At 61.4% G+C, this 24386-nt stretch carries 18 protein-coding genes; 5 read left to right on the plus strand and 13 right to left on the minus strand.

Features of this window, described 5'->3' with window-relative positions; genetic code table 11:
* The first annotated feature begins 108 nt into the window (after nt 1–108).
* Nucleotides 109–288 carry a hypothetical protein gene (locus QF043_RS11545; protein WP_056860271.1) on the plus strand — a complete coding sequence of 60 codons (180 nt, stop codon included), beginning with the start codon at nt 109–111 and terminating at the stop codon, nt 286–288.
* A gap of 142 nt (nt 289–430) precedes the next feature.
* Here QF043_RS11545 and QF043_RS11550 read toward each other — a convergent pair whose 3' ends face one another.
* Genes QF043_RS11550 through QF043_RS11560 form a run of 3 tightly spaced genes read right to left on the minus strand, consistent with a single transcriptional unit; the run spans nt 431 to nt 5897 of the window.
* A complete protein-coding gene (locus tag QF043_RS11550; RefSeq protein ID WP_307418567.1) occupies nt 431–1024 on the minus strand; it encodes a glutathione S-transferase in 594 nt (197 codons plus the stop codon).
* Complete coding sequence (locus QF043_RS11555) at nt 1021–4659, minus strand: AAA family ATPase (RefSeq protein WP_307418568.1); 3639 nt, start codon at nt 4657–4659, stop codon at nt 1021–1023. The genes QF043_RS11550 and QF043_RS11555 overlap by 4 nt, the downstream gene beginning before the upstream one ends.
* A complete protein-coding gene (locus tag QF043_RS11560) occupies nt 4656–5897 on the minus strand; it encodes an exonuclease SbcCD subunit D C-terminal domain-containing protein (protein WP_307418569.1) in 1242 nt (413 codons plus the stop codon). Before QF043_RS11560 ends, QF043_RS11555 begins: the two co-directional genes overlap by 4 nt.
* Nucleotides 5898–6169: 272 nt before the next feature.
* Between QF043_RS11560 and QF043_RS11565 the strand changes: the two genes are divergently transcribed.
* The gene (locus tag QF043_RS11565; protein WP_307418570.1) at nt 6170–7090 is read left to right on the plus strand and encodes a hypothetical protein; all 921 of its coding nucleotides are present in this window, start codon (nt 6170–6172) and stop codon (nt 7088–7090) included.
* A 321-nt stretch (nt 7091–7411) separates the two neighbouring features.
* Here the strand turns inward: QF043_RS11565 and QF043_RS11570 are convergent, their stop codons facing one another.
* A complete protein-coding gene (locus tag QF043_RS11570) occupies nt 7412–7711 on the minus strand; it encodes a DUF6124 family protein (RefSeq protein WP_307418571.1) in 300 nt (99 codons plus the stop codon).
* A gap of 424 nt (nt 7712–8135) precedes the next feature.
* On the opposite strand from QF043_RS11570, the gene QF043_RS11575 reads away from it, so the two are divergent.
* Nucleotides 8136–8702 (plus strand): hypothetical protein, encoded by a 567-nt coding sequence (locus tag QF043_RS11575; protein WP_307418572.1) that lies wholly within the window; start codon nt 8136–8138, stop codon nt 8700–8702.
* Nucleotides 8703–9053: 351 nt separating this feature from the next.
* Here QF043_RS11575 and QF043_RS11580 read toward each other — a convergent pair whose 3' ends face one another.
* Nucleotides 9054–9353, minus strand: coding sequence for a DUF6124 family protein (locus QF043_RS11580; RefSeq protein WP_307418573.1), 300 nt, complete (start codon nt 9351–9353; stop codon nt 9054–9056).
* Between the two features lie 445 nt (nt 9354–9798).
* Between QF043_RS11580 and QF043_RS11585 the strand changes: the two genes are divergently transcribed.
* Nucleotides 9799–10416, plus strand: coding sequence for a hypothetical protein (locus tag QF043_RS11585; RefSeq protein ID WP_307418574.1), 618 nt, complete (start codon nt 9799–9801; stop codon nt 10414–10416).
* A gap of 309 nt (nt 10417–10725) precedes the next feature.
* On the opposite strand, the gene QF043_RS11590 is transcribed toward QF043_RS11585, so the two are convergent.
* From QF043_RS11590 to QF043_RS11620, 7 genes are all read right to left on the minus strand, one after another.
* Entirely contained in the window at nt 10726–12366 is a 1641-nt protein-coding gene (locus QF043_RS11590) for a BatD family protein (RefSeq protein ID WP_307418575.1), read from the minus strand.
* Complete coding sequence (locus QF043_RS11595) at nt 12363–14102, minus strand: tetratricopeptide repeat protein (RefSeq protein ID WP_307418576.1); 1740 nt, start codon at nt 14100–14102, stop codon at nt 12363–12365. Before QF043_RS11595 ends, QF043_RS11590 begins: the two co-directional genes overlap by 4 nt.
* On the minus strand, nt 14099–15187 hold the full coding sequence (locus tag QF043_RS11600; RefSeq protein WP_056860264.1) for a VWA domain-containing protein: 1089 nt from the start codon (nt 15185–15187) through the stop codon (nt 14099–14101). The genes QF043_RS11595 and QF043_RS11600 overlap by 4 nt, the downstream gene beginning before the upstream one ends.
* Nucleotides 15180–15674 carry a DUF4381 domain-containing protein gene (locus QF043_RS11605; RefSeq protein ID WP_307418577.1) on the minus strand — a complete coding sequence of 165 codons (495 nt, stop codon included), beginning with the start codon at nt 15672–15674 and terminating at the stop codon, nt 15180–15182. The genes QF043_RS11600 and QF043_RS11605 overlap by 8 nt, the downstream gene beginning before the upstream one ends.
* Nucleotides 15671–16603: a DUF58 domain-containing protein gene (locus QF043_RS11610; RefSeq protein WP_307418578.1), complete on the minus strand. Its 933-nt coding sequence runs from the start codon at nt 16601–16603 to the stop codon at nt 15671–15673. The genes QF043_RS11605 and QF043_RS11610 overlap by 4 nt, the downstream gene beginning before the upstream one ends.
* A gap of 5 nt (nt 16604–16608) precedes the next feature.
* Complete coding sequence (locus QF043_RS11615) at nt 16609–17568, minus strand: MoxR family ATPase (protein WP_003174327.1); 960 nt, start codon at nt 17566–17568, stop codon at nt 16609–16611.
* A 278-nt stretch (nt 17569–17846) separates the two neighbouring features.
* Entirely contained in the window at nt 17847–18200 is a 354-nt protein-coding gene (locus QF043_RS11620) for a hypothetical protein (RefSeq protein WP_307418579.1), read from the minus strand.
* A gap of 481 nt (nt 18201–18681) precedes the next feature.
* Between QF043_RS11620 and QF043_RS11625 the strand changes: the two genes are divergently transcribed.
* The gene (locus QF043_RS11625) at nt 18682–23550 is read left to right on the plus strand and encodes an NAD-glutamate dehydrogenase (RefSeq protein WP_307418580.1); all 4869 of its coding nucleotides are present in this window, start codon (nt 18682–18684) and stop codon (nt 23548–23550) included.
* Nucleotides 23551–23738: 188 nt separating this feature from the next.
* Here QF043_RS11625 and QF043_RS11630 read toward each other — a convergent pair whose 3' ends face one another.
* Nucleotides 23739–24359, minus strand: a complete 621-nt coding sequence (locus QF043_RS11630; RefSeq protein WP_307418581.1) for a hypothetical protein — start codon at nt 24357–24359, stop codon at nt 23739–23741.
* Between the last annotated feature and the right edge of the window lie 27 nt (nt 24360–24386).

The raw sequence follows: 24386 nt of genomic DNA on the forward strand, positions 1-24386 counted from the left end.
AATAGCGGCTACTGTTTCAAAGCATTTCTAAGGTTCAACCCTCGGGCGTAAGTTGGGTTCCAAGGCCTCCACCGGCCACCTAACCAAACGAACACAAGGGTTACCGCCATGAACTTGAACCTCTTCTCCATCATCGCCGCTTCCGCCGTTTCCGCCACCGTGGCCCTGCCAGCTGCCGCCAGCGTGGAAGTCTCCGGCAAAAAATCCAGCACCACCGCCTACACCCAGAAATACCTGCAACAAAGCGCCAACTTCTATGCCGCACTGGATCACAAAGCTCAGCACTGAGCTTGAGCCAAGCGACGGTCAAATGTGGGAGCTGGCTTGCCTGCGATGAAATCAATGCGGTGAATCTGTTGCACCGAGTCGTCGGCATCGCAGGCAAGCCAGCTCCTACACAAGCCAGCTCCCACATTTGATTGTGTGGATCTCAGGGTTTTGCCATCACCGCCACAAACAGCGGCGACTCCAGAAAGCGTTGCAACCAATGCTGCAAGCGCTTGTACGGCGTCTGCGCAAACCACTCGCGGTCCACATGCGCAAACTGGCGCACAAACGGCGCCAGTGCCATATCGGCCAGGCTCAAATGCTCGGCCAGCAAATAATCATTGCTTGCCAGTAACGCTTCCAGCTTGTGCAAAAACACCTCGCCCTCGGCCCGATAGTGTTCCATCGGCTGCTCCGGGTAGCGCTCGGCGTACTTGTATCGATTCAAATGATGTTTGAACGCCTGGTCGTTCTCAGCAATCAGTGCCTGAACCCTCGGGTCGCCTTGTAGCGACCAGTCGTCAGGATCGTGCTGCGCCAGCGCCCATTGCATGATCTCCAGGCTTTCCTCGATCACCCGGCCGCCCACGCAAAGCACCGGCACCGTGCCCTTGGGCGACAGCGCGAGCATCTCGGCCGGCTTGGCCTTGAGGCTCACTTCGATGATTTGCACGGGCACGCCCGAGTAGCGCAAGGCCAGGCGTGCCCGCATCGCATACGGGCAGCGCCGAAACGAATACAGCAGCGCCTCGCTCACTTGACCTCCAGCGTACTCAAACCATTGCCCTGGCGCTTGACCTGGATCTGCACCGGGATGCGCTCATGCATTTCCTGCACGTGAGAGATCACCGCCACCTTGCGGCCCTGAGCCTGCAAACCGTCGAGCGCGTCCATTGCCAACTGCAGCGACTCGGGGTCGAGGCTGCCGAAGCCTTCGTCGATAAACAACGACTCAATCTTCAAGGTGCTCGATGCCATCGACGCCAGCCCCAACGCCAGCGCCAGCGACACCAGGAACGTCTCACCACCCGACAGCGAATGCACCGAGCGCAATTCATCGCCCATCTCCGTGTCCATGACCAACAGCCCCAACATGCTGCCGCCGCGCTTGAGGCGATAGCGGCGCACCAGTTGGCGCAACTGCACGTTGGCGTGGTGTACCAGCAGGTCGAGGTTATAGGCCTGGGCGATCTTGCGGAACGTGTCGCCAGTGGCCGAGCCAATCAGCGCATTCAAGCGTGCCCAGCGCTGCCACTCGTCATAGGCCTTGGCGATATGCTCGCCCAGGACATGGTTGGCGTCCTGGCGACGTTGGTCTTCGGACTGACGGGCGCGCAATTCGGCGCAGCGGCTGTCGCCCTCGGCCAATTGCTGATTAAGCGCGGCAAGCTGGCTGTCCAGCTGTTCGGCGTCCAGGTTGCCATTGTGCAAGGCCTGGTGTTCGGCCAGGCGCTGTTGGCGCTCCTGCAACAACACCTTGGCTTGCTCCACGGCTTTTTCGCTGTGCTGCAACTGCTGGCGCAAGGCGCCCACTTGGCTGTCATCAAAGGCCAGCAAACGCGTAAGCCCGTCGTTATCGAGTTCTGGATGAAGCGCGCGCCATTCACCCAGGCGCGCGGCGAGGGTGTGCTGCTCGGCGGTCAGCGCCTGTTGGCGTTCCTGCAGGGCCTTGAGGTCGGCGGCCAATTGGATCAGGGCATCGCGGCTGTCTTGCAGCTGTTGGCTGGCGTCGCTGTCGCTGCGGCGTGATTGCGCCACGGCCTGATCCAGCTGCTGTTGCCACTGTTCGGCAGTGGCGTGTTCGCCCAGCAATGCGCTGAGCTGTGCCTGGGCGGCTTGTTGCTGCGTGGTCAGCTCGCTGACTTGCTGCTGCAAGGCTTCCAGCTGCTGCTGGCGATGCTGCTGATGGGTCTGCTCTTTCTCGATGGCCTGCTGGCGCTCTTGCTGTTCGGCCAACTCATCGCGCTGATGGCCCAACTGTTCCAGGCGCTGGCTGACGTGCTGGTCCAGTTGCATAAAGGTGGCTGCCGGTTCACGGCGCAAACCTTCGAGGGTATCGGCCGGTAGCAGGCCGGCGAAGGCGTGCAGTTCTTCGTCCAGGCGCTCACGGTCGTTGGACAGTTCGCGTTGCTGGTCCACCAGCAACTGGCGGGCTTGCTGACTGGCATCCTGGGCCGCTTGCAGCTGTTGCTGCAAACGCCCGGCATTTTGTTGCAGGTTGAGCAGGGCGCTTTGGCGTTGCTCATCCTGGGCAATGTTCTGCGTCAGCTGACTCAACTGCTGGCCCAGCCAGGCGCTGCGTTTGGCGGCGTCCTGGTTGAACAGCGAGGCGGACAACGGGTGCGCTTGCAGGCTTGGCGTCAGGCTCTGCTGTTGCGCCGCCAACTGCTCCTGCTGTAGCAGGAACTCCTTTTGCTGGGCGATCAAGCCGCCCACTACGGCACGCAGTTCGGTGAGTTTTTCCTTGAGGGTGTCGACGGCCTTCTGCGCCGTGGCTTCTTCGTTTTCATCATGGCGGCCAAGGCTTTGCAGCAAGGCTTCGGGTTGATGGTACGGATGCTCATGGCTGCCGCACACCGGGCACGGCTGGTCGTCCTGCAACTGCTCGCGCAACTCCTCGACACTGGCACTGCGCGCCAGGCGCTGGCGTTCCAGCAGTTGCTTGGTGACCGACAGGGTTTGCTCGGCCACGCTCAGTTCGGCCTTGGTTTGCAGGCCGGTCTGGTTCAGTTGTTCGCGCTGTTGCTGTGCGTCTGCGAGTTTTTGCGTCAACGCGGCACTGTGTAGATCCAGTTGCTGCTGGCTGTCCCACAGGCGCGTGAGGTCCTCGAAGGCGCGTTGCTGCTTGCGATTGTCCTGCAGCAGGCTTGCGAGTAACTGGACCTGCTCGGCGACGGCGTGCGGTTCGGCACCGGCTTCCTGGTACAGCAGGTCCAACGCCTCGCGTTGCTGGGTGAATTTTTCGGCAGCGGTGGTGGCTTTGTGTTCAAGCTGCGGCAGTTCGGCCTGGCCCTTGTTCAGGCGGTTGCCGATCAGCATCAGCTGTTGCAGGCGGTCGCGATAGGCGGTCCAGGCGTCGCTGAGCGGTGCCAACGCGGCGCTGCGCTCAAGTTCAGCGGCCAGGCGTTGCAGGCGCCCGGTAACCTGGGCCTGCTTCTCCAGCAAGCCATTGAGCAATGATTGCCCTTCGGCGCAGGCGGTGTCCTGTTGCTGCTTGTCGTCGCTGCGTTTGGCCAGGTCTTTGCTCAGGTGGGCGAGGGTGCTCTGCTGTTCGAACGCCTGGCGCAGCAAGGGCACGGCGTCGGCCTGGTGTTTCAAGGCGTCAGCCAAGGCGACCTGGGCGGCGGCCTGCTGTTGTTGCGCCTGCTCCTGGCGTGTTTGCAACGCGGTTTGCTGCTCCAGGTGCTGTTGAATCTGCACCGCCAGCGGCGTAAGCAGGGTGTCGAGTTCAGCCAGGCGTGCGAACTGATGGCGTTGTGGCGCTAACTGCTCCAGGCGGTTCAGGTCCTGACGTTGCGGGCCTTGGCTGTCCCAGACCTGTTGGGCTTGCTGCAACTGTTCGGTGGCACTGAGCTGGCGCTCTTGCCATTCGCGCAGTTCCTTGAGCCAGGTGTGTTGCAGCTCGAGCTGTTTGAGTTGGGCCTGCTGGGTCTTGAGGTGCTGCTGCGCCTCGGCCAATTGCTGGTCAAGTTCGGCGCGGGCCTCAGGCGCCAGCGGCACCAGGCCGGTGGCCTGGTCTTGCAGCTGTTTATGCGCGTCCCGGGCATCCTTGGCCTTGTCGAAGGCGCGGCGGCCGAGCTGGGTGTACAGCGCGGTGTCGGTGAGCTTTTCCAGCAGTTCGCTGCGCTCATTGTCGTTGGCTTTGAGGAACGCGCTGAACTCACTTTGCGCCAGCAATACGGCACGGGTGAACTGCTCGAAGTTCAAGCCCAGGGCCAGTTCCAGCTGGGTTTTGTATTCGGTTTTCTGGCTGGCCAGCAGTTGGTCGCTGTCCAGGTCGATCAGGCTTTGGCGGCTGTTTTGCAACTTGCCGCTGGCCTTGTCGCGCGCGCGGTTGGCTTCCCAGCGTGCCCGGTAGCGACGGCCGTTGACGCCGACAAAATCCACCTCGGCATACCCGCCGCCGGTGCCGCGGCGGATCAGGGTGCGCGGGTCGCCGATGGAGATATCGCTGTCGGCATCCGGCATCTTCGCCTGGCCGGTATCGCCCAGGCGCGGCACGGCTCCAAACAGGGCCAGGCACAAGGCATCCAGCAGGGTACTTTTACCCGCCCCGGTAGGGCCGGTAATTGCGAACAACCCGGCACTGGCCAGGGGCTCGGCGGTGAAGTCGATTTCAAACGGGCCGGCCAGGGAGGCGAGGTTTTTCAGGCGGATGGCGAGGATCTTCATGGCTGTTCGCCCTCCTGTTGCACTTCCTGGAGCAGCACGGCGAAATCCTTCAAGGTCTGTTCATCCACCTCACTGCCGTAGTTGTCCTGCCAGGCGCGGCTGAACAGCTCCTGGGGCGTGAGCTGGTCCAGTTCGACCAGGCGGTCTTCGTCCGTGTCGTCGCTGCCGCGTTTGCCCGCGTATTCGGCGGCGATGCGCACCAGGCGCACGGCCTTGCCTTGCAGGGCGGTTTCGATTTGCTGGCGCAGGTCCGGTTGCGGCTCGTCGAGGCGCACGCGCACTTCCAGCCAAGGGTGGCGCTGGGTTTCGGCGAGCAGGTCGATGTCGGGCAGGTCGGCCAGTTGCGCGAGGATATCCGCCAGTGGTGCGGCGTCCAGCCGTTGCAGGTTGACCGAGCGTGGGATCAGGCGTGGCTCCACGCCCACCAGGCGCTGGCCCTGGAAGGTCACATCGAGAATCTGGTGCTTGTAGCCGATTTCGGAAAACGACAGGGGAATGGGCGAGCCGCTGTAGCGAATACGCTCTTCGCCGTTGACCTGCTGCGGCTTGTGCAAATGGCCCAGTGCCACATAGCTCACACTGGCGTCGAACAGGCTGGCAGGCAGGGCTTCGGCATTGCCGATAATCAGGCTGCGCTCGGAATCCTCGGACACCGAACCACCGGCCATGTGCGCATGGCTGATGGCAATCAGCGCCTGGCCTTTCTTGCGCTTGGCATTGGCAGCCGCGATCAGCCATTCATGCACTTGGCCGATACCACGCAGGTAATCATCGCCCAAGTGCGCACCCGTGACTTCCGCCGGGCGCAAAAACGGCAGTGCCAGGCACCAGGCGGCGATCTTGCCTTTGGCGTCGGGCAGCGGGATCAGCAGGCGCTCGGCGTCCAATTGGCCGTCATCCAGCCACAGCACGCGGCCCAGCGCATGGGTGCGCAAACGGCGCATCAACGGCGCGGGCAGTTCGATCCGCGAGCCGGAATCGTGGTTGCCGGCGATCATCACAATGGTCAGTTTGGGGTTTTGTTCGTGGGCGCTGATGATGAAGTCATACAGGCGCTCCTGGGCCTTGAGTGGCGGGTTGACCGTGTCGAAGATATCGCCGGCGATCAGCAGCGCATCCGGCTGCTCGGCTTTCAACTGGCCCAGCAGCCACTCGAGAAAACAAGCGTGTTCGAAGTCGCGTTCCTGGCCGTGCAGGTTTTGGCCAAGGTGCCAGTCGGAGGTGTGGAACAGACGCAAGGCGAACTCCGTTAAATACAAGAGGTGAATGGCCGCCGTGAACAGAGAAGGGCGGTAAAAAGAGGGGAGTTTACCTGTAAAAACCGCTGGCATGCGGGCTTGTCGGGGGAGCGACCGGGTAATCTTCGCCACACCACAGTGGAAACATTTGCCGACGAATGCAGCCTCATTCGGTGTTCCCTGTAAGGGAACCAGCGTCATGGCCTGCGTCAATAAGAATGACCTCCTGTGTTCAGCGAGGTCTCTCTTTGTCCTTTTGGAGTCACTGCCCCATGTCTCTAGGTAACATTTATCAGCACGAACCCGCACGACCTGGGTTTACTGAAGGGGAACTCTTCCCCATCTATGTGCCAACGCCTGCGCGCGGCCCCATCGACCCGCTGCGCGGCGAGAAAAATCAGTCTGTTGTCCCGAAAGAAAACCTCCAGCGTCCCCCGGGCGATACTCGGTCTGCTGAGCAAATCATTAATGACAACCCCATACTCAAATGGCTGGACAGCCAAAGAGATATTCGTCGTGACTGGGTGGGGAAAGTGAACGGCAAAATAGTCGTGAGACAACCGGTGCGTGAAAAAAATATCTACTTTGAAATGGCCTATAAACAATTGGGTGATTGGACCTCCAGTAACCCTTATCCCCAGTCCAGAGCGGATGCGGCCTACAACGCGGCCAGAGTGCTCAACTGGATTGATGGGTCCCTGAGCGCAACCGGCAAAATCCGCAGTCAGGACGCAAACAACGGTGTATTGGAAGGGTTCACCAGCAGCGGCTACGCGGTGGCCGAAACACCGGCAAGTATGTGGCAAGCCTTCAGTCAGGAGGGTTATGGCGCGCTCAGCGATAAGCAATGGCTGACGCCACTCGAAGACGGGCCGCCTACACTCGGGCCGCAGCCGTTCTGGAGCGACGAGTACTTACTGCGGCACATCGCCTACTACTTCCGCGAGTTTGCCGCCGGTAAAAACGACCGTTTTGTGAACATTAATGAGTTGAAAGAAGCCGCCGGCATGGTGCCCAGCACCCGGACGTTTTCGGCACAGGCACAAGAGAGCGCTTTGGAACTTCTGGCCCGCCCTGAGTTGCTGCTGGCGCTGGATATCGGGATTGGCGACGATGGGCCGGGTAAGCAGGACGGCCGCTTCGATATCGAAAACATCGCCTATGTCTACAAACTCAGCCGCGCAAAGACCTGACGTTCACGCGTAGACGCTGACCAGTGGGCGCTTGCCTGCGATGGCCATAGGTATCTACACAACCGGTTAACACCAAGCCTGTGGCCAGTGGGCTGTTGTGGCGAGCAGGCTTGTCCTGCGTTGGGCTGCGAAGCAGCCCCAAACCCGGACACTGAGTTCTTCCAGGAAAATCGCAGCGGCTTTACTGGGGCCGCTTCGCGGCCCAACGCAGGACAAGCCTGCTCGCCACAGGAGAAATTGGCTGCCTTCAGAAGGTGTGTAGAGACCTATGGCCATCGCAGGCAAGCCAGCGCCCCCCCACAAGCCAGTTCCGGCAGAAGGCTACGCGGCGTGCAGGCACTCCAGCGCACGGTCTGCGAGGGTTTTGGCCTGGTTGACCAAGTGCTCGGTGGCGCCGGCCATGTGGCGTTCATCACCCGTCAGCGCCTGGCGGGTGCCCGCTGCGGTGGCGGCTGCACAGCGCAGCACGTCGCAGATTTGGGCGAGGGCGTCTTCGAAGCTGAGGTCGTGATGCACGGCGAAGGCGGGCGGCGAGTCGGGTTGTAGATAATGGCTGAGGGCGCGCTCAAAGAGTTCGCGGTCGGGGGTGAAGCGGGGTGGGTCTGGGACGATTTTTTTCATGAATGAAACTCCTAAGTTTGGGAGCCATTCTTTTGCAGATCTCACTCGACAAAAGGTGGCAGCTATGTGCGGGGTGAGATAACCGGTCAGGAGCACCCGGCCAGACCAAAGTCTGCCCGCACACAGCCGCCATAGAGCATGTTGCTCGCGGTTGTGGCACTTGGCACTCCGTTCACAGGATCTCACCCCTGATCGCTGATAGGCAGCGACGGAGCGAAGGCTAGCCAGTGAAATGAGCAGGCGCAAGGCCAAAGGATTGTCTAGGAAACTTCCTGCAAATTAAAGGGATATGGACTGCTGGCCTTTAATAATGCGCAACAACCCTTGCCATTTAGAGGGGAACCGGGCGCCTGGCGGGTGCCAACTACCTTGTGTGCCCCGCTTGGCGGTGGCCTCTCTCTACGTCTATTCAAGGGTTATTCAGATGCTTAATTTTTCCGTTGGTTTTCACTTCGTCAGGCCTCTGCTTGAGCAACTGCTAAGTCCTGCAAAAGTGACGGTCGCGCGCTCTACTTCTTCTGTTGCCATCACCGGTGAAAAAGCCTTGGGCAGCGTGCCCACGCAGAACGTCCAGCGGCCCGCGAATGATCGTCGTAGCGCCGAGCAGATTATTCTCGACAACCCCATTCTAAAAAATCTGGGGCCTCAAAAAGACATCCACCTGGCACTCATCAAGGAGCGTCTGGGCGATTGGAGCGCCAATAACCCTGATCCGGCGTCGAGGGCGGACGCTGCCTACAATGCTGCCCGGGTTCTCAACTGGATTGACACGTCGTTGACGGCAGTGGGCGAAGACCGCGGTGAGTACTCCAACAACGGCGTCCTGGAGGGCTACACCCAAACCGGCTACGCCGCCTTCGGCACGCCAGCCGGGGCGTGGGAGGGGTTTATAGAGCATGGCTACGACATCCTGAACCGCGATCGTCGTCTGGAATGGACCAATGACGCGAATGTGACCGCTGAAGGCAACTACCGCGACACTTACCGCTAACATTTGGCTGAGGCTTGACCGCCTATTAAGCCATGCCCACACCCATCAATTGTGGGAGCTGGCTTGCCTGCGATGGCCATAGGTCTCTACACACCTTCTGAAGGCAGCCAATTTCTCCTGTGGCGAGCAGGCTTGTCCTGCGTTGGGCCGCGAAGCGGCCCCAGTCAAGCCACTGCAATTTTCCTGAAAAAACTCAGTGTCCGGGTGTGGGGCCGCTTCGCAGTCCAACGCAGGACAAGCCTGCTCGCCACAACAGCCCACTGGCCACAGACTTTGTGTTAAGCGGCTGTGTAGAGACCTATGGCCATCGCAGGCAAACCAGCTCCCACACAAGCCAGTTCCGGCAGAGGGCTACGCGGCGTGCAGGCACTCCAGCGCACGGTCTGCGAGGGTTTTGGCCTGGTTGACCAAGTGCTCGGTGGCGCCGGCCATATGGCGTTCATCACCCGTCAGCGCCTGGCGGGTGCCCGCTGCGGTGGCGGCTGCACAGCGCAGCACGTCGCAGATTTGGGCGAGGGCGTCTTCGAAGCTGAAGTCGTGATGCACGGCGAAGGCGGGCGGCGAGTCGGGTTGTAGAGAGTGGCTGAGGGCGCGTTCAAAGAGTTCGCGGTCGGGGGTGAGGCGGGGTGGGTCTGGGACGATTTTTGTCATACGGAGATTCCTACTGAAAAGGAGCCATCCGGATGTCGGTCTCACTCGACAAAAGGGTGGCAGCTATGTGCAGGGTGAGAATACCGGACAGTAGGACTCCAGCCAGACCAAAGTCTGCCTGCACACAGCCGCCATAGAGCATGTTGCTCGCGGTTGCGGCGCTTGGCGCCTACTGGTTCACAGGTTCTCACACCCGATCGCTGATAGGCAGCGACGAAGCGAAGGCTAGCCAGTGAAGTGAGCAGGCGCAAGGCCAAAGGATTGTCTAGGAAACTTCCTGCAAGTTAAAGGGATACGGATTGCTGGCCTTTAACAATGCACACATATTTTGTCACGCCTTCGCGTGGGACGCAGAGGGAACCGAACTGTTCTCAGGCACCAATCACTTTTCGCACTGGTATTGACAGTGGGTTCTTATCATAAATAACGAAGAGTACTACGTAAGATGACTACTTCCATTCCTGTACTGCCTACGGTCTACAATGCGAACGTCAGCGTAGGCGCCTACACCGCGAATAGTCGCGTGAGCGTCACTGCTGATATCGGTATGCCCAACTACCGAAGCGAGAGGAACCAGCATTTTGTTCCCCAGCAGAACATCAAGCGGCCTGAGGGCGATAACCGTAGTGCCGAGCAAATCATTAATGACAACCCCATTTTGAAAAATTTGGGCTTTCAAAAAGATATTAATCGTCAATTGGCCTATGAGCGCCTGGGTAACTGGACTGACAGTAATCCTGATCCAGTGTCCAGGGCGGACGCCGCTTTTAATGCCGCCCGTGTCCTCAACTGGATTGACACCTCGTTGACCGCAACGGGTAAAAGTCGTGGCAAGTACTCGGATAACGGCGATCTGGAAGGCATCACACGCAGTGGCGATGCTCGTCGTGGCACGCCGGCCGGGATGTGGAAGGACTTCACAGAGCAGGGTTATGGGGCGCTGCGCAGTGACCACCGTTTGGATCCCAACCCTAGCCGCCATGTCACGTCTAATGGCACCAACAACGGCAATGCCTATGTGATTTTTGGCGCCCAGTCCGAGGATCAGTGGAACAAGACTTAATGTAAGCACCGTTAAGCAGACCTTACCGATCGGGGCAAGGTGTCCGACCACAGGTTCCGTCTCTTCGGACACACAGCTTTCTTTGCCCCGTTCACTCAATCAGAGACTCGCCCATGACACGTTCTGTCAGTGCAAACTGCAACGGCTATAGTGCAATAGTGCTTGTGCCCATACGCTCATAGACCCCCTGCCTGCCTGCGATGGCATGACCTGGGTTTGCCTGAATACCGAGGTGTCTGCATCGCAGCGGTGCGACGACTCGACAAGCCAGCTCCCACCTAGGTTTTGTGGTGTCAGGTAGATAGAAATTTACTTGGGATACAACGGCGGCAAACTGGTGGTATCCGTGGCCGGGTCTTGCGCACGTTCGACCATCGGAATCGCTTTGACCGCACGCCATAAATCTTCACCCAGCCAGTATTGGCCACTCTCGCTGTACAGCGCGCCATTCAACCCATCCAGGGCATCCGACAACGGCACAAATCGCGCCGCCATGTCGGCCAGGGTTTCCGGCTGTTGCCGCGCCCAGGCATCCAGCGCCTGGCGTGTGGCTTGTGGGTCGTTGGCCTGGGTGGCGCGTTTGAGGTCGTCCAGCAGCGAGCGTGGGCTCGGGCCGGTTTGTGCGGCGCGCTGCACGGCAGGTTGGCGACGTGCGCGCCACCACAGGCCGAAACCCAGCAGCGTGGTGCAGGCGAGTATCAAGGTGCTCAGTTGCCACAGCCACAGGCGGCTATCGTCCGGTGCAGTAATCACCGTTGGCGTGGCGGGCGTGTCCACCACCAGGCTTGGGTTGGTCGCCACTTGCAGCGTGCGCGCGGGCAGGCTGGTGCGTTCCAGGTGATCTTCGTGGGTGTTCCACCACACCACTTCCACGGCGGGCATTTCCACGCTGCCGGCGCGGGTGGGCACCAGGGCTTCACGGTCTTCACGGCTGCCGATCAGGCCACGGTCGCTGTTCTGGTTGGCGAGCACCGGCTGGTCCGGGTAACGGCGCAGGCCGTTGATCTCGCTGGTGGGCAATGCCGACAGTTGTGCGCTGGACAAACCCTCGGCCTTGACCGTGAGGCTGCGCGTCAGGGAGTCGCCGACTTGTACGTGATCGGGTTCAGGGTTCCAGGCTTCACTCAGGGTCAGGCTGCGCGCAGGCAGCCAGGCGGCGTCGGCGGGGTAAAATTCCGGCTTGGGTTTTACCGTCAGTGGCAACTCGGCCGAGCTGACATGAATCAACTTGCCCGGTTTGGTGCCTTGCAGGGTGTTCTCCTGGGGCGGCCGCGATTCCACCAGGGTGGCACTGAAAGTCTGCGCCGGTATCACCAGGGCGCCGCTGTGCTGCGGGTAGATCGCATAACGGGTTTCGATCACGCCGTGGCGAATGCTGTTGATGACCTTTTCGTAGGTGCGCGACTCGCCCAATTGCTCGATGCGCGCATCCGGGATTTGCAACGGCGTGAGGCTGCTGTCGTCATATAGCGACACCGAGTGGTACACGCGCACGGTCAACAGCGTCTGGGCCTGCACGTACACACTGCTCTGGTCGAGGTTGGCTTCGATAAACACCGGGGCCAGTTCGGCGCTGGTGTTCTGGCTGGCGGTTTCCAGCACTTGCAGGCTGATCGGCTGGGTCTTGAGTTCGCCCACTTGCAGCGGCGGAATCACTACGGTGCCGTTTTCCTTGGGCAGCAACGTGATAATCCAGCGCGTGGTGGCGTGGTTATCGCCACCCAAGGTGGTGAGCTGGTTGATCTGGCGCGTGCCGCTGACTTCGAACTGCGCATCCAGCGGTGACAAGTCGGGTTTGCCGAACTGGGTGACGTCACTGGATTCCACCGTCAGCTCCACCGTTTCCCCGGAATTGACGCGGCTGCGGTCGACACTCGCCACCAGGTTGGCCGCCTGGGCGTGGCCTGCCGAGAGTGCAAGCAGGAGCAGAAGGGTGGTGCGGCGGCTCATCGAGTCTTGTCCTGATGTTGTTGCTGTTCGTACCAGAATTTACGCCGCAGCAGCTCGCCGGGGTTGTCCGGGATCTGCTGCAGCCATTGCTCCAGTGCCTGGCGATGCTCGCCATCGAGGCTGGCATCGGCGGGGCGCAAGGGCGGGGTGGTGGTGTGCTCGTCGCCCAGTTCGCTGCCGGGTACGTCATTGCCGCCGGCCTTGGGGGGGGCGCCCGTCTGGTTATCGCCGGCACTGGCCTGGCCTTGGCCTTGGGGCGATTGCTCGCCGCCCGTGGCCCTTTGGCCGCTGGCGCCCGGTTGCGCAGTTTGGCCGGGTTGGGTGGTTTCGTCATCCTCATTTTTGACAGGCTTGGCCGGTTCGGGCTGGGCTTTTTCCTGGATCAGGCTTTCGACCAGCGCTTTGTTTTTCAACGCCGGTTGCAGGTCGGGCTGGGCTTCGAGCGCTTGCTCATAAGCGTCGATGGCGGCTTCCAGTTCACCGGATTTGGCCAGGGCATTGCCGCGATTGTAGTGGGAATAGGCGTCATTGCCCTGGGCAAAACGCTTGATCGCCTCGGCGTAGTTGCCCGCCTCATACAGCGCCACGCCTTGCCATTGCGGGTCTTCAAAGTGTTCGGCGGCCTCGCTGGGGCGCTTTTTCTTCAGCAGGTATTGGCCTTGCTGGTCGGGGCGCAGCCACAGGTCCTGAAGTTCAAAGGCGTAGCTGGGTTGCGGCGCGCCCAGGAGCAGCAACGGCAAACAGAGCAGCCAGCCTCGGCGGCCCGCGCAGGCGGCGAGCAGCAACAGCGGCAGCAGCAGCCAGTATCCCTGGTCGGCCCAGGTATCGAGGTGCAGCAGTTGGCCGTCATTGCGCAGTTGTTGCGGGCCGTCGAGCAGGTTGAGTTGGCGCAGGTCTTTGTCGTCCAGGCGCGCGGCGCGGTAACGCCCGCCCATCTCACTGGCGAAGGCTTTGAGGGTCGGGCTGTCCAGGCGCGGCACCAGGATGGCGCCCTGGTCATCCTTAAGGAACTCACCGCTTTCCTGGGTCACCGGCGTGCCTTCGCGGCTGCCGATGCCGAGGATCGACAGGGCCGGGGCCTGGGCGCCTTGCAATTGCAGGCGGATGCCTTGGCGCTCCTGTTTGGACAGTGACGAGCCCACCAGCAGCAGGCGCCCCTGGCCAAGGCCGGCTTGCTTGAGCAGGCTCAGGGCTTTTTCCACCGCCAGATCGGCGCGATGGCCGGGCTCGGGCATGATCGAGGGGCGCAACGCTTCGAGCAGGTTGCGGCTGGTGGCCAGGTCGTCCGACAGCGGCACCAGCGTGTGCGCGCTGCCGGCATACACGACGATGGCGGTGGGCGCGTTGTCACGTGCTTGCAGCAAGTCGTAGAGCTTGCGCCGCGCCTGCTCCAGGCGATTGGGCGGGCTGTCGGTGGCAAGCATTTCCGGGGTCAGTTCCAGCAGCACCACCAGCGGGTCGGCGGGTTTCTGGCTGTTCTGTTCAACCCTTTGCCAGCTGGGGCCGAGCAACGCCAACACGGCCAGCAGCCAGGCGATGCCCAGCACCACCCACGGTGATTTGCTCTCGCGGCCATTGCCGCCACTGAGCAGTACCGCATGAAAGGCCGGCGGCAAAATCATCTGCCAGCGCCCGGCGCGCTTTTGCCGGTGCCACAGCTGCCACAGCAGCCAGCCGAGCAACGGCAGCAGCAACAGCCACCAGGGGCGGAACCAGTGTGGCCACAGGTCGATCATCGACGCCTCCGCAAGCGCAGGCGTTTAAGGCGTTGGCGCCATTGCGGGTGTTGCTGCAAAAAAATGCCTTTGGTCGAGAGCTTATTGAACCAGCGTTGCAATGCGTTATTGGGCCAGCGCTCCTGCACCACCAGCAGCATGCTCAGTATCAGGGCCAGCGCCAAGGGGGCGCTGTACAGCGCCTGGGCCGGGCGTGCCTGGGTCGGTTGTTGGGCCACCGGTTCCAGCTGATCGAGGGTTTGCTTGATCTTTTGCAGCTCATCGCCGTCGCGCGCGCGGAAGTAGCGGCCACCGGTGGCGTCCGCGATGGCCTTCAAGGCTGGCTCATCGAGGTCCAGGCTCGGGTTGACGCCCAGGATGCCCAACGAGCCGGTTTGCTCCGGGTCGGCGCCAATGCCGATCGGGTAGATTTTCACGCCTTCTTCGGCCGCCAGGCGCGCGGCGGTCAGCGGGTCGATCTGCCCTGCGTTGTTGGCGCCATCGGTGACCAGCACCAGCACACGGCTTTGCGCCGGGCGTTGGCGCAGGCGTTTAAGGGCCAGGCCAATCGCATCGCCGATGGCGGTGTTCTTGCCGGCGATGCCGATGCGCGCTTCATCCAGCCAGGTGCGCACGGTGCGCCGGTCGAAGGTCAGCGGCGCTTGCAGGTACGCCTGGCTGCCGAACAGGATCAGGCCCACGCGGTCGCCTTCGCGGCTTTCCAGGAAGTCGCCGAGCAAATGCTGCACCAGGCTCAGGCGGCTGACGTCATCGTCGTGCCAGTGCATATCGGGGAAGTCCATGGAGCCTGATACGTCCACAGCCACCAGCAGGTCACGGCCGCTGGCGGCAATCGGCAGCGGTTCGCCGAGCCATTCAGGGCGCGCGGCAGCGGTCAACAGCAGCAACCACAGCACCACGAACGGCGCTTGCTGGCGCCAGCCGGGCAGGTTGACCCGCGCACGGCGGCGCGCCAGGCCTTCAAGGTCGGCCAGGTAGCTGACCTTCAGCGCGGGCTCGCCGCTGTCGGCCACCGGCAGGATAAAGCGCATCAACCACGGCAAGGGCAACAGGGCGAAGATCCACGGCCAGGCGAACTCAAACATGTTTGCGAATCCAGGTATCGACCGCTTGGGTCAAGCCGGCGATGGCCTTGTCGTCGAGTTTGCATTCGGGTTTGTAGGCGCCTTCGACCAACACCATCCAGCGCGTAAGGCCGGCGGCCGGGCAACGGTTGTCGAGGAACGCCAGCCATTTGCGACCGTTGAGTGTGTGGCTCTGGCTGTAGGGGTAGTCGTTGCGGCACAGGCGCTTGAGCAGGCCATTGAGTTGTTGCAGCCAGGCACCGGCGGGCGCGCCGTCGTAGGGTTTGGGCATCAGCGCCAGTTCGGCGAGGGCGGCGATGCGCAGCGGGTCCAGCGGTTGTTCGGCGCGGGCCACGGGGCGGCGTGTGGGCAGGAACCGGCGCAACCACCACAAGCCCCAGCCCAGCAGGGGAATCACCAGCAGCAACAACCACCAACCCAGCGCAGGCGGCCAGAAGCCGATGGCCGGCGGGGCGATCAGGGGCTGCAGTTGGTCAAGGCTGCTCATTGCTTTTTAACCGGGCGTTGCGGGTTGAGGTATTCGCGCAATTGCTCGACCATTTCGCTTTGGGTGCTTAAGGGCATCAATAGGATGCGCAGCTTCTGTGCGAGCAGTTCCCAGCGCGCAATACGCTCCTCGGCCTGGGCTTTGTAAGCCTGGCGCAAATCGAAGTTCAGGGTGTCCAGTTCCAGTTGCGCGCCTCTTTGCGCGAAACGCAGCAGCCCCGCAGCAGGCAGGGCGTGGTCCAGCGGGTCAGAAATAGGCAGCAACAGCAAGTCGCAATGCCGTGACAGCAGGCTCAGTTGTTGCTCGGCGCCTTCGGTCAGGGCGCGCTCGTCGCAGATCACAATCACCAGGCTGCCCGGGCGCAGCACTTCGCGGCCACGGCGCAGGGCCATGCCCAACGCGTCGGCTTCGGGGCGACGTTCGGTGTTCAGGCTCTGGTTCACCCGCACCAGGCGGTTGAGCAATTGCAGCAGGCTTTGTTTGCTGCGCCGAGGTTTGATTTCGTAGTGTTCGCTGTCGCCGAACACCAGCCCGCCCACACGGTCGTTATGCCCCAGCGCGGCCCAGCCGATCAGGCTGGCGGCTTGGGCGGCGAGCACCGATTTGAACATTTGGCCGGAGCCAAAAAACAGCCGGCAGCTTTGCTCGACCATGATGAAAATCGGCCGTTCACGTTCTTCGTGGAACAGCTTGGTATGCGGCTCCTGGGTACGCGCCGTGACGCGCCAGTCGATGGTGCGCACATCATCGCCGGCCTGGTACACGCGCACCTGGTCGAAGTCGACCCCGCGCCCACGCAGCTTGGAGTGGTGCAGGCCGATCAACGGGCTGCGCTGGCTGGGGGTGGAAAACAGCTGCACTTCGCGCACGCGATGGCGCATCTCAATCAATTCGCTGAGTGTGACGCGGATTCCATCGCCGGCATTCATGGGGTTCAAGCGACGGCTACGACGTCGAGAATGCGTTGCACCACGCGGTCCTGGTCAATGCCGGCCGCTTCGGCCTCGAACGACAGAATGATGCGATGGCGCAGCACGTCGAACAGCACCGCCTGGATATCTTCCGGGCTCACAAAGTCGCGCCCGGCCAGCCAGGCATGGGCGCGGGCGCAGCGGTCGAGGGCGATGGAGCCGCGCGGGCTGGCGCCATAGGCGATCCACTCGGCCATCTCCGGGTCGAACTTGGCCGGGGTGCGTGTGGCCATGACCAGTTGCACCAGGTATTCCTCCACCGCATCGGCCATGTACAGGCCAAGGATTTCCTTGCGCGCAGCAAAGATGGCCTGTTGGCTCACACGCCGCTCAGGCTTGGTTTCGCCATTGAGTGCTTCGCCCCGGGCTTGCTGCAGGATGCGCCGTTCGACGGCCGCGTCCGGGAAGCCGATTTTGACGTGCATCAGGAAACGGTCGAGCTGGGCTTCTGGCAGCGGGTAAGTGCCTTCCTGCTCGATGGGGTTTTGCGTGGCCATCACCAAAAACAATGGCGACAGGTCGTAGGTGCTGCGGCCCACACTGACCTGGCGTTCGGCCATGGCTTCGAGCAGTGCCGATTGCACCTTGGCCGGGGCGCGGTTGATTTCGTCCGCCAGCACCAGGTTGTGAAAGATCGGGCCTTGCTGGAACACGAAGCTGCCGGTTTCCGGGCGATAGATCTCGGTGCCGGTGATGTCGGCGGGCAGCAGGTCGGGGGTGAACTGGATACGATGGAACTGCGCTTCGATGCCTTCGGCCAACTCTTTGATGGCCTTGGTCTTGGCCAGGCCCGGTGCGCCTTCGACCAGCATATGGCCGTCCGCGAGCAGGGCGATCAGCAGGCGATCGATGAGTTTTTCCTGGCCGAGAATCTGCGTAGAAAGAAAGGTTCGCAGCGCAAGCAGCGCTTCACGATGTTCCATCGATGACGGTTCCTGGAGAGATGAGCCCCAACGTCAAAAAAACCGCCGGGCCTGGGGCGTCTACTTTAATGCATCGCGGGGTGCGGCGACTAACGGCGTGGGCGGTATTTTTAGCAAAACTTGTAGGATTTTTGTGTGCAGCGCACACATTCCACCAAAGGTTGCTCGACCCCTGTGGGAGCCGGCTTGCCTGCAATGGCATCAACTGGGGTGGCCTGATACACCGAGGTGCCTGCATCGCAGGCAAGCCAACTCCCACATTTGAGCGTTGGCGCAGCTTAAATCCGGCTGAAGGTGCCGGTGTCCTTGAGGATGTTCTGCAAGGTTTCTTCCACTTCAGCCATATCCGACACAGCGGTGGTGTGGGTGATCTCCAAACAGTCCTTGCCACCCAGCGCATCGGCATCGCCGGCCGCCAGTTCAATCACCAGGGTGGTGTCACTCAAGGTGACTTTCAGCCCGTCCAGGGTCGATGGCTCATAGTCCCAGGTCAGCTCAACCTCATCCTCGTCCGGATAACGACTGAGCATGAACATCTCGCCATTGTTGCCGTGGCAGCAAAGCATGGCCATGTTGTCTTCTTCGTCGTCGCAGGGCGTGGCCATCAACGCTTCAGTGTTCATTTGCAGCATGGGAAATCCTGTCTGGGGGAGGGCGCAGCGAGGCAATTGTGCCATTGCGGCGAATTTTGTGCTGCATTCTGTGTCAGAACCAATGCATGACCTGACGGGCAATATCAGTCATTTTTGATACTCGACAGGTTGGAAATAGCCGGTTTTTCCTCGGAAAAATTCGGGTTGCCCAAGTCGCAACCCCAAGCCTGCGTACCGATGACCGAATATGTCGCAGCGTCGCAAGCAGCTGTCTTCCTACACTCGTTAAGCTGCGCAACGGATGTGCCCTGTGCCGGGAGCCTGACCTGCCCGTCGTACCGTCGCCTGGCGTGGCGTACATCTTATGGAAGTTGTATGTGACCTCATTGTCTTGTCCAGCTTCACCCACCTGTCACCTCGATTCGTTATATGGTTACCGACGAACAGAGCTGACGGTCTCCCCGCAAGGGGATAACACGCGACGCTTCCATCAATAACAAGCCCAAGCGGAGTACCACAGATGGCGTTCTTCACCGCAGCCAGCAAGTCCGACTTCCAGCATCAACTGCAAGCGGCACTGGCGCAGCACATCAGTGAACAGGCACTGCCACAAGTGGCGCTGTTCGCTGAGCAATTCTTCGGCATTATTTCCCTGGACGAACTGACCCAGCGTCGCCTTTCCGACCTGGCCGGTTGCACCCTGTCTGCCTGGCGCCTGCTTGAGCGCTTTGACCACACCCAACCGCAAGTGCGGGTCTACAACCCCGATTACGAACGTCATGGCTGGCAGTCGACCCACACCGCGGTTGAAGTGCTGCACCATGACCTGCCATTTCTGGTCGACTCGGTACGCACCGAGCTGAACCGCCGTGGCTACAGCATCCACACCCTGCAAACCACCGTGCTCAGCGTGCGTCGCGGCAAAAAAGGCGAGTTGCTGGAAATCCTGCCAAAAGGCACCCAGGGCGAAGGCATTCAGCAAGAATCGCTGATGTACCTGGAAATCGACCGTTGCGCCAATGCCGCCGAACTCAACGTGCTGAGCAAAGAGCTTGAGCAAGTGTTGGGCGAAGTGCGCGTGGCCGTGGCCGACTTCGAACCGATGAAAGCCAAGGTCCAGGACCTGCTGGCCGGTATCGACGCGAGCCAGTTCGGCATCGACGGCGAAGAAAAAGCCGAGATCAAGAGCTTCCTGGAATGGCTGGTGGGCAACCACTTCACCTTCCTCGGTTACGAAGAGTTTGTGGTACGTGACGAGGCGGATGGCGGTCATATCGAATATGACACCGGCTCCTTCCTCGGTCTGACCAAACTGCTGCGTGCCGGCCTCACCGCCGAAGATACGCGCATCGAAGACTACGCCGTGGCTTACCTGCGTGAACCGACCGTGCTGTCGTTCGCCAAGGCCGCGCACCCAAGCCGCGTGCACCGCCCGGCTTACCCGGACTATGTGTCGATCCGTGAGATCAGCGCCGACGGCAAGGTCATCAAGGAACACCGCTTCATGGGCCTCTACACGTCGTCGGTGTACGGCGAAAGCGTGCGAGTGATCCCTTACATTCGCCGTAAAGTCGCGGAAATCGAGCGCCGCTCGGGCTTCCAGGCCAAGGCGCACCTGGGCAAAGAACTGGCCCAGGTGGTTGAAGTGTTGCCGCGTGATGACTTGTTCCAGACCCCGGTCGACGAACTGTTCAACACCGTGATGTCGATCGTGCAGATCCAGGAACGCAACAAGATCCGCGTGTTCCTGCGCAAGGACCCGTACGGTCGTTTCTGCTACTGCCTGGCCTACGTGCCGCGCGATATCTATTCCACCGAAGTGCGCCAGAAGATCCAGCAAGTGCTGATGGATCGCCTGAAAGCTTCGGACTGCGAGTTCTGGACCTTCTTCTCCGAGTCCGTACTGGCCCGTGTGCAGCTGATTCTGCGGGTAGACCCGAAGAACCGCCTGGACATCGACCCGGTTCAACTGGAAAAAGAAGTGGTGCAGGCCTGCCGCAGCTGGCAGGACGACTACGCCAGCCTGGTGGTCGAAAGCTTCGGCGAAGCCCAGGGCACCAACGTGCTGGCGGACTTCCCGAAAGGCTTCCCGGCAGGTTACCGCGAGCGTTTTGCTGCGCATTCGGCGGTGGTCGACATGCAGCACCTCAACAGCCTGACTGAAGCCAACCCGCTGGTCATGAGCTTCTACCAGCCGTTGGGCCAGGTCTCCGGCCAGCGTGAGCTGCATTGCAAGCTCTACCACGCCGACACGCCACTGGCGCTTTCCGACGTGCTGCCGATCCTGGAAAACCTCGGCCTGCGTGTGCTGGGTGAGTTCCCGTACCGCCTGCGTCATGCCAATGGCCGTGAGTTCTGGATCCATGACTTTGCGTTCATCGCCGCCGAAGGCGTGAACCTGGATATCCAGCAGCTCAACGACACCCTGCAGGACGCGTTCGTGCACATCGTGCATGGCGATGCCGAAAACGATGCGTTCAACCGTCTGGTACTCACCGCCGGCCTGCCTTGGCGCGACGTGGCGTTGCTGCGTGCTTACGCCCGTTACCTCAAGCAGATCCGCCTGGGCTTCGACCTGGGTTACATCGCCAGCACCCTGAACAACCACACCGACATCGCCCGCGAGTTGACCCGGTTGTTCAAGACCCGCTTCTACCTGGCGCGCAAGCTCACCGCCGACGACCTCGAAGACAAGCAGCAACGTCTGGAACAAGCGATTCTCACGGCCCTGGACGATGTTCAGGTGCTCAACGAAGACCGCATCCTGCGTCGCTACCTGGACCTGATCAAGGCCACCCTGCGCACCAACTTCTACCAGACCGACGCCAACGGCCAGAACAAGTCGTACTTCAGCTTCAAGTTCGACCCGCGTGCGATTCCCGAGCTGCCCAAGCCGGTGCCGAAGTTTGAAATCTTCGTGTACTCGCCGCGCGTTGAAGGCGTGCACCTGCGCTTTGGTAACGTTGCGCGCGGCGGCCTGCGCTGGTCTGACCGTGAAGAAGACTTCCGCACCGAAGTGCTCGGCCTGGTAAAAGCCCAGCAGGTGAAGAACTCGGTGATCGTGCCGGTGGGCGCCAAAGGTGGCTTCCTTCCGCGTCGCCTGCCATTGGGCGGCACCCGTGACGAGATCGCGGCCGAGGGCATCGCCTGCTACCGCATCTTCATCTCCGGCCTGTTGGACATTACCGACAACCTCAAGGACGGCGCCCTGGTGCCACCGGTCAACGTCGTGCGGCATGACGACGATGACCCGTACCTGGTCGTTGCGGCGGACAAGGGCACTGCGACCTTCTCCGACATCGCCAACGGCATTGCCATCGACTACGGCTTCTGGCTGGGCGATGCGTTCGCTTCCGGTGGTTCGGCCGGTTACGACCACAAAAAAATGGGCATCACCGCCAAGGGCGCGTGGGTGGGTGTGCAGCGTCACTTCCGTGAGCGCGGCATCAACGTGCAGGAAGACAGCATCACGGTGGTGGGCGTCGGCGATATGGCCGGCGACGTGTTCGGTAACGGCTTGCTGATGTCCGACAAGCTGCAACTGGTCGCGGCCTTCAACCACCTGCACATCTTCATCGACCCGAACCCGAACCCGGCGACCAGCTTCGTCGAGCGCAAGCGTTTGTTCGAGCTGCCGCGTTCGGCGTGGACCGACTACGACACCAGCATCATGTCCGAAGGCGGCGGGATCTTCTCGCGCAGTGCCAAAAGCATCGCCATTTCGCCGCAGATGAAAGAACGCTTCGACATCTCGGCCGACAAGCTGACCCCGACCGAACTGCTCAACGCCTTGCTCAAGGCGCCGGTGGACCTGTTGTGGAACGGCGGTATCGGGACTTACGTCAAGGCCAGCACCGAAAGCCATGCCGACGTGGGCGACAAGGCCAACGACGCGCTGCGCGTCAATGGCAACGAACTGCGCTGCAAGGTAGTGGGCGAGGGCGGTAACCTCGGCATGACCCAATTGGGCCGTGTGGAATTCGGCCTTAATGGCGGCGGTTCCAACACCGACTTCATCGACAACGCCGGTGGTGTGGACTGTTCCGACCACGAAGTGAACATCAAGATCCTGCTCAACGAAGTGGTGCAGGCCGGTGACATGACCGACAAGCAGCGTAACCAGCTGCTGGCGAGCATGACCGACGAAGTCGGCAACCTGGTGTTGGGCAACAACTACAAGCAGACCCAGGCGTTGTCCCTGGCCGCGCGCAAGGCTTACGAGCGTGCTGCCGAGTACAAGCGCCTGATGAGCGACCTGGAAGGCCGTGGCAAGCTGGACCGCGCCATCGAGTACCTTCCGACCGAAGAGCAGCTTGTGGAGCGTGCCTCCGCCGGTAAGGGCCTGACCCGTCCCGAGCTGTCGGTGCTGATCTCCTACAGCAAGATCGACCTCAAGGAAGCCTTGCTCAAGTCGCTGGTGCCGGATGACGACTACCTGACCCGTGACATGGAGACCGCGTTCCCGCCGAGCCTGGTGGCCAAGTTCGGCGAAGCCATGCGCCGTCACCGTCTCAAGCGCGAAATCGTCAGCACCCAGATCGCCAACGACCTGGTCAACCACATGGGCATCACCTTCGTTCAGCGACTCAAAGAGTCGACCGGCATGAGCCCGGCGAACGTGGCCGGCGCTTATGTGATCGTGCGTGACATTTTCCACCTCCCGCACTGGTTCCGTCAGATCGAAGCCCTGGACCACCAGGTGTCCGCCGACGTGCAACTGGAGCTGATGGATGAGCTGATGCGCCTGGGCCGTCGCGCTACGCGCTGGTTCCTGCGCAGCCGTCGCAACGAGCAGGACGCTGGCCGCGACACCGCGCACTTCGGTCCGCACCTGGCGGCGTTGGGCCTCAAGCTCGACGAACTGCTGGAAGGCCCGACCCGCGAAGGCTGGCAGAACCGCTACCAGGCCTACACCGAAGCTGGCGTACCCGAGTTGTTGGCGCGCATGGTTGCAGGTACGACTCACCTGTACACCTTGCTGCCAATCATCGAAGCCGCCGACGTGACCGGGCATGACGCCGCCGAAGTGGCCAAGGCCTACTTCGCCGTCGGCAGCGCCCTGGACTTGCCGTGGTACCTGCAGCAGATCAGCGATCTGCCGGTGGCCAACAACTGGCAGGCCCAGGCCCGCGAAGCGTTCCGCGACGATGTGGACTGGCAGCAACGGGCGATCACCATTTCGGTTCTGCAAATGGCCGATGCGCCACAAGACATGGAGGCCCGTGTGGCCCTGTGGCTTGAGCAGCACCAGGACATGGCCGATCGCTGGCGCGCAATGATGGTCGAAATCCGTGCAGCAGTCGGCACGGACTACGCCATGTATGCGGTCGCCAACCGTGAGTTGCTCGACCTGGCATTGAGCGGTCAGTCGGTGCTGCAACCGGCTTGATCCCTCGGTAAAACAAAAGCCCCCGCCTCGTGAGAGGCGGGGGCTTTTTGTTGGCGCCACATTCATCAAACTCCACACACCCAATGTGGGAGCTGGCTTGCCTGCGATAGCGGTGGGTCAGCAGCCTCCCTGTTACTGAAAGACCGCTATCGCAGGCAAGCCAGCTCCCACACTGTATCCAGGCGTTCTCACGCGCCGGCAGCACCCAAACACGGCTGGATAACTTTTTTCAACCCATCGTTGTTTGCCGGCAACGTGAAGGTTGCCGTCAGCGGTTTGCCGCCTGCCTTGGCAGGCGCCAACCAAAGTTTCAGCGTCTGGCCCCGTGAGGCATCAGTGGCCCAGTAGGCCAGTTCATCGCGCGGCACTTGGGCGCTGAACGCAAAGACCGTCCCTACCTGGAAAGACCCGGCGTAAGTCCAGACGCCACTGACCGAAAGCTCAATGGCCGTGCGTGCTCCCGTGGTCACACGCAACGGCCCATTGGTGCTGGCGTCTTTGCCATGAAATGGCTCAATGTCCAAGCCCAGCGTTTCCGGGGTTATCTGCAGCGCCAGCCCGGCCGTTGGGTTTCCCGGGTGGCAGCTGATTTCCAGGCTGGCCCTGGTGTGGAAGTCGTTGTAAGCGCTGTCACCAAAAGTCCGTGCGGTGGTCAACATCGGGCTGTCGACGTCGGGGCGCTCAAGCAACCAGACGGGGTGCGCGGGTGTGATGATGACGTCGTCACCGGCGTGTGCGTAAACCGTGAGCGATGGTATGAAAAGAGCTGCGAGCAACGTAAAGCCGAGGGGTTGCATAGAAGTATTCATCCGTATGTGGGCCTTGATGTAAGGAAT

The sequence above is a fragment of the Pseudomonas sp. W3I7 genome (genome assembly GCF_030816095.1).
GTDB lineage: Bacteria > Pseudomonadota > Gammaproteobacteria > Pseudomonadales > Pseudomonadaceae > Aquipseudomonas > Aquipseudomonas salomonii.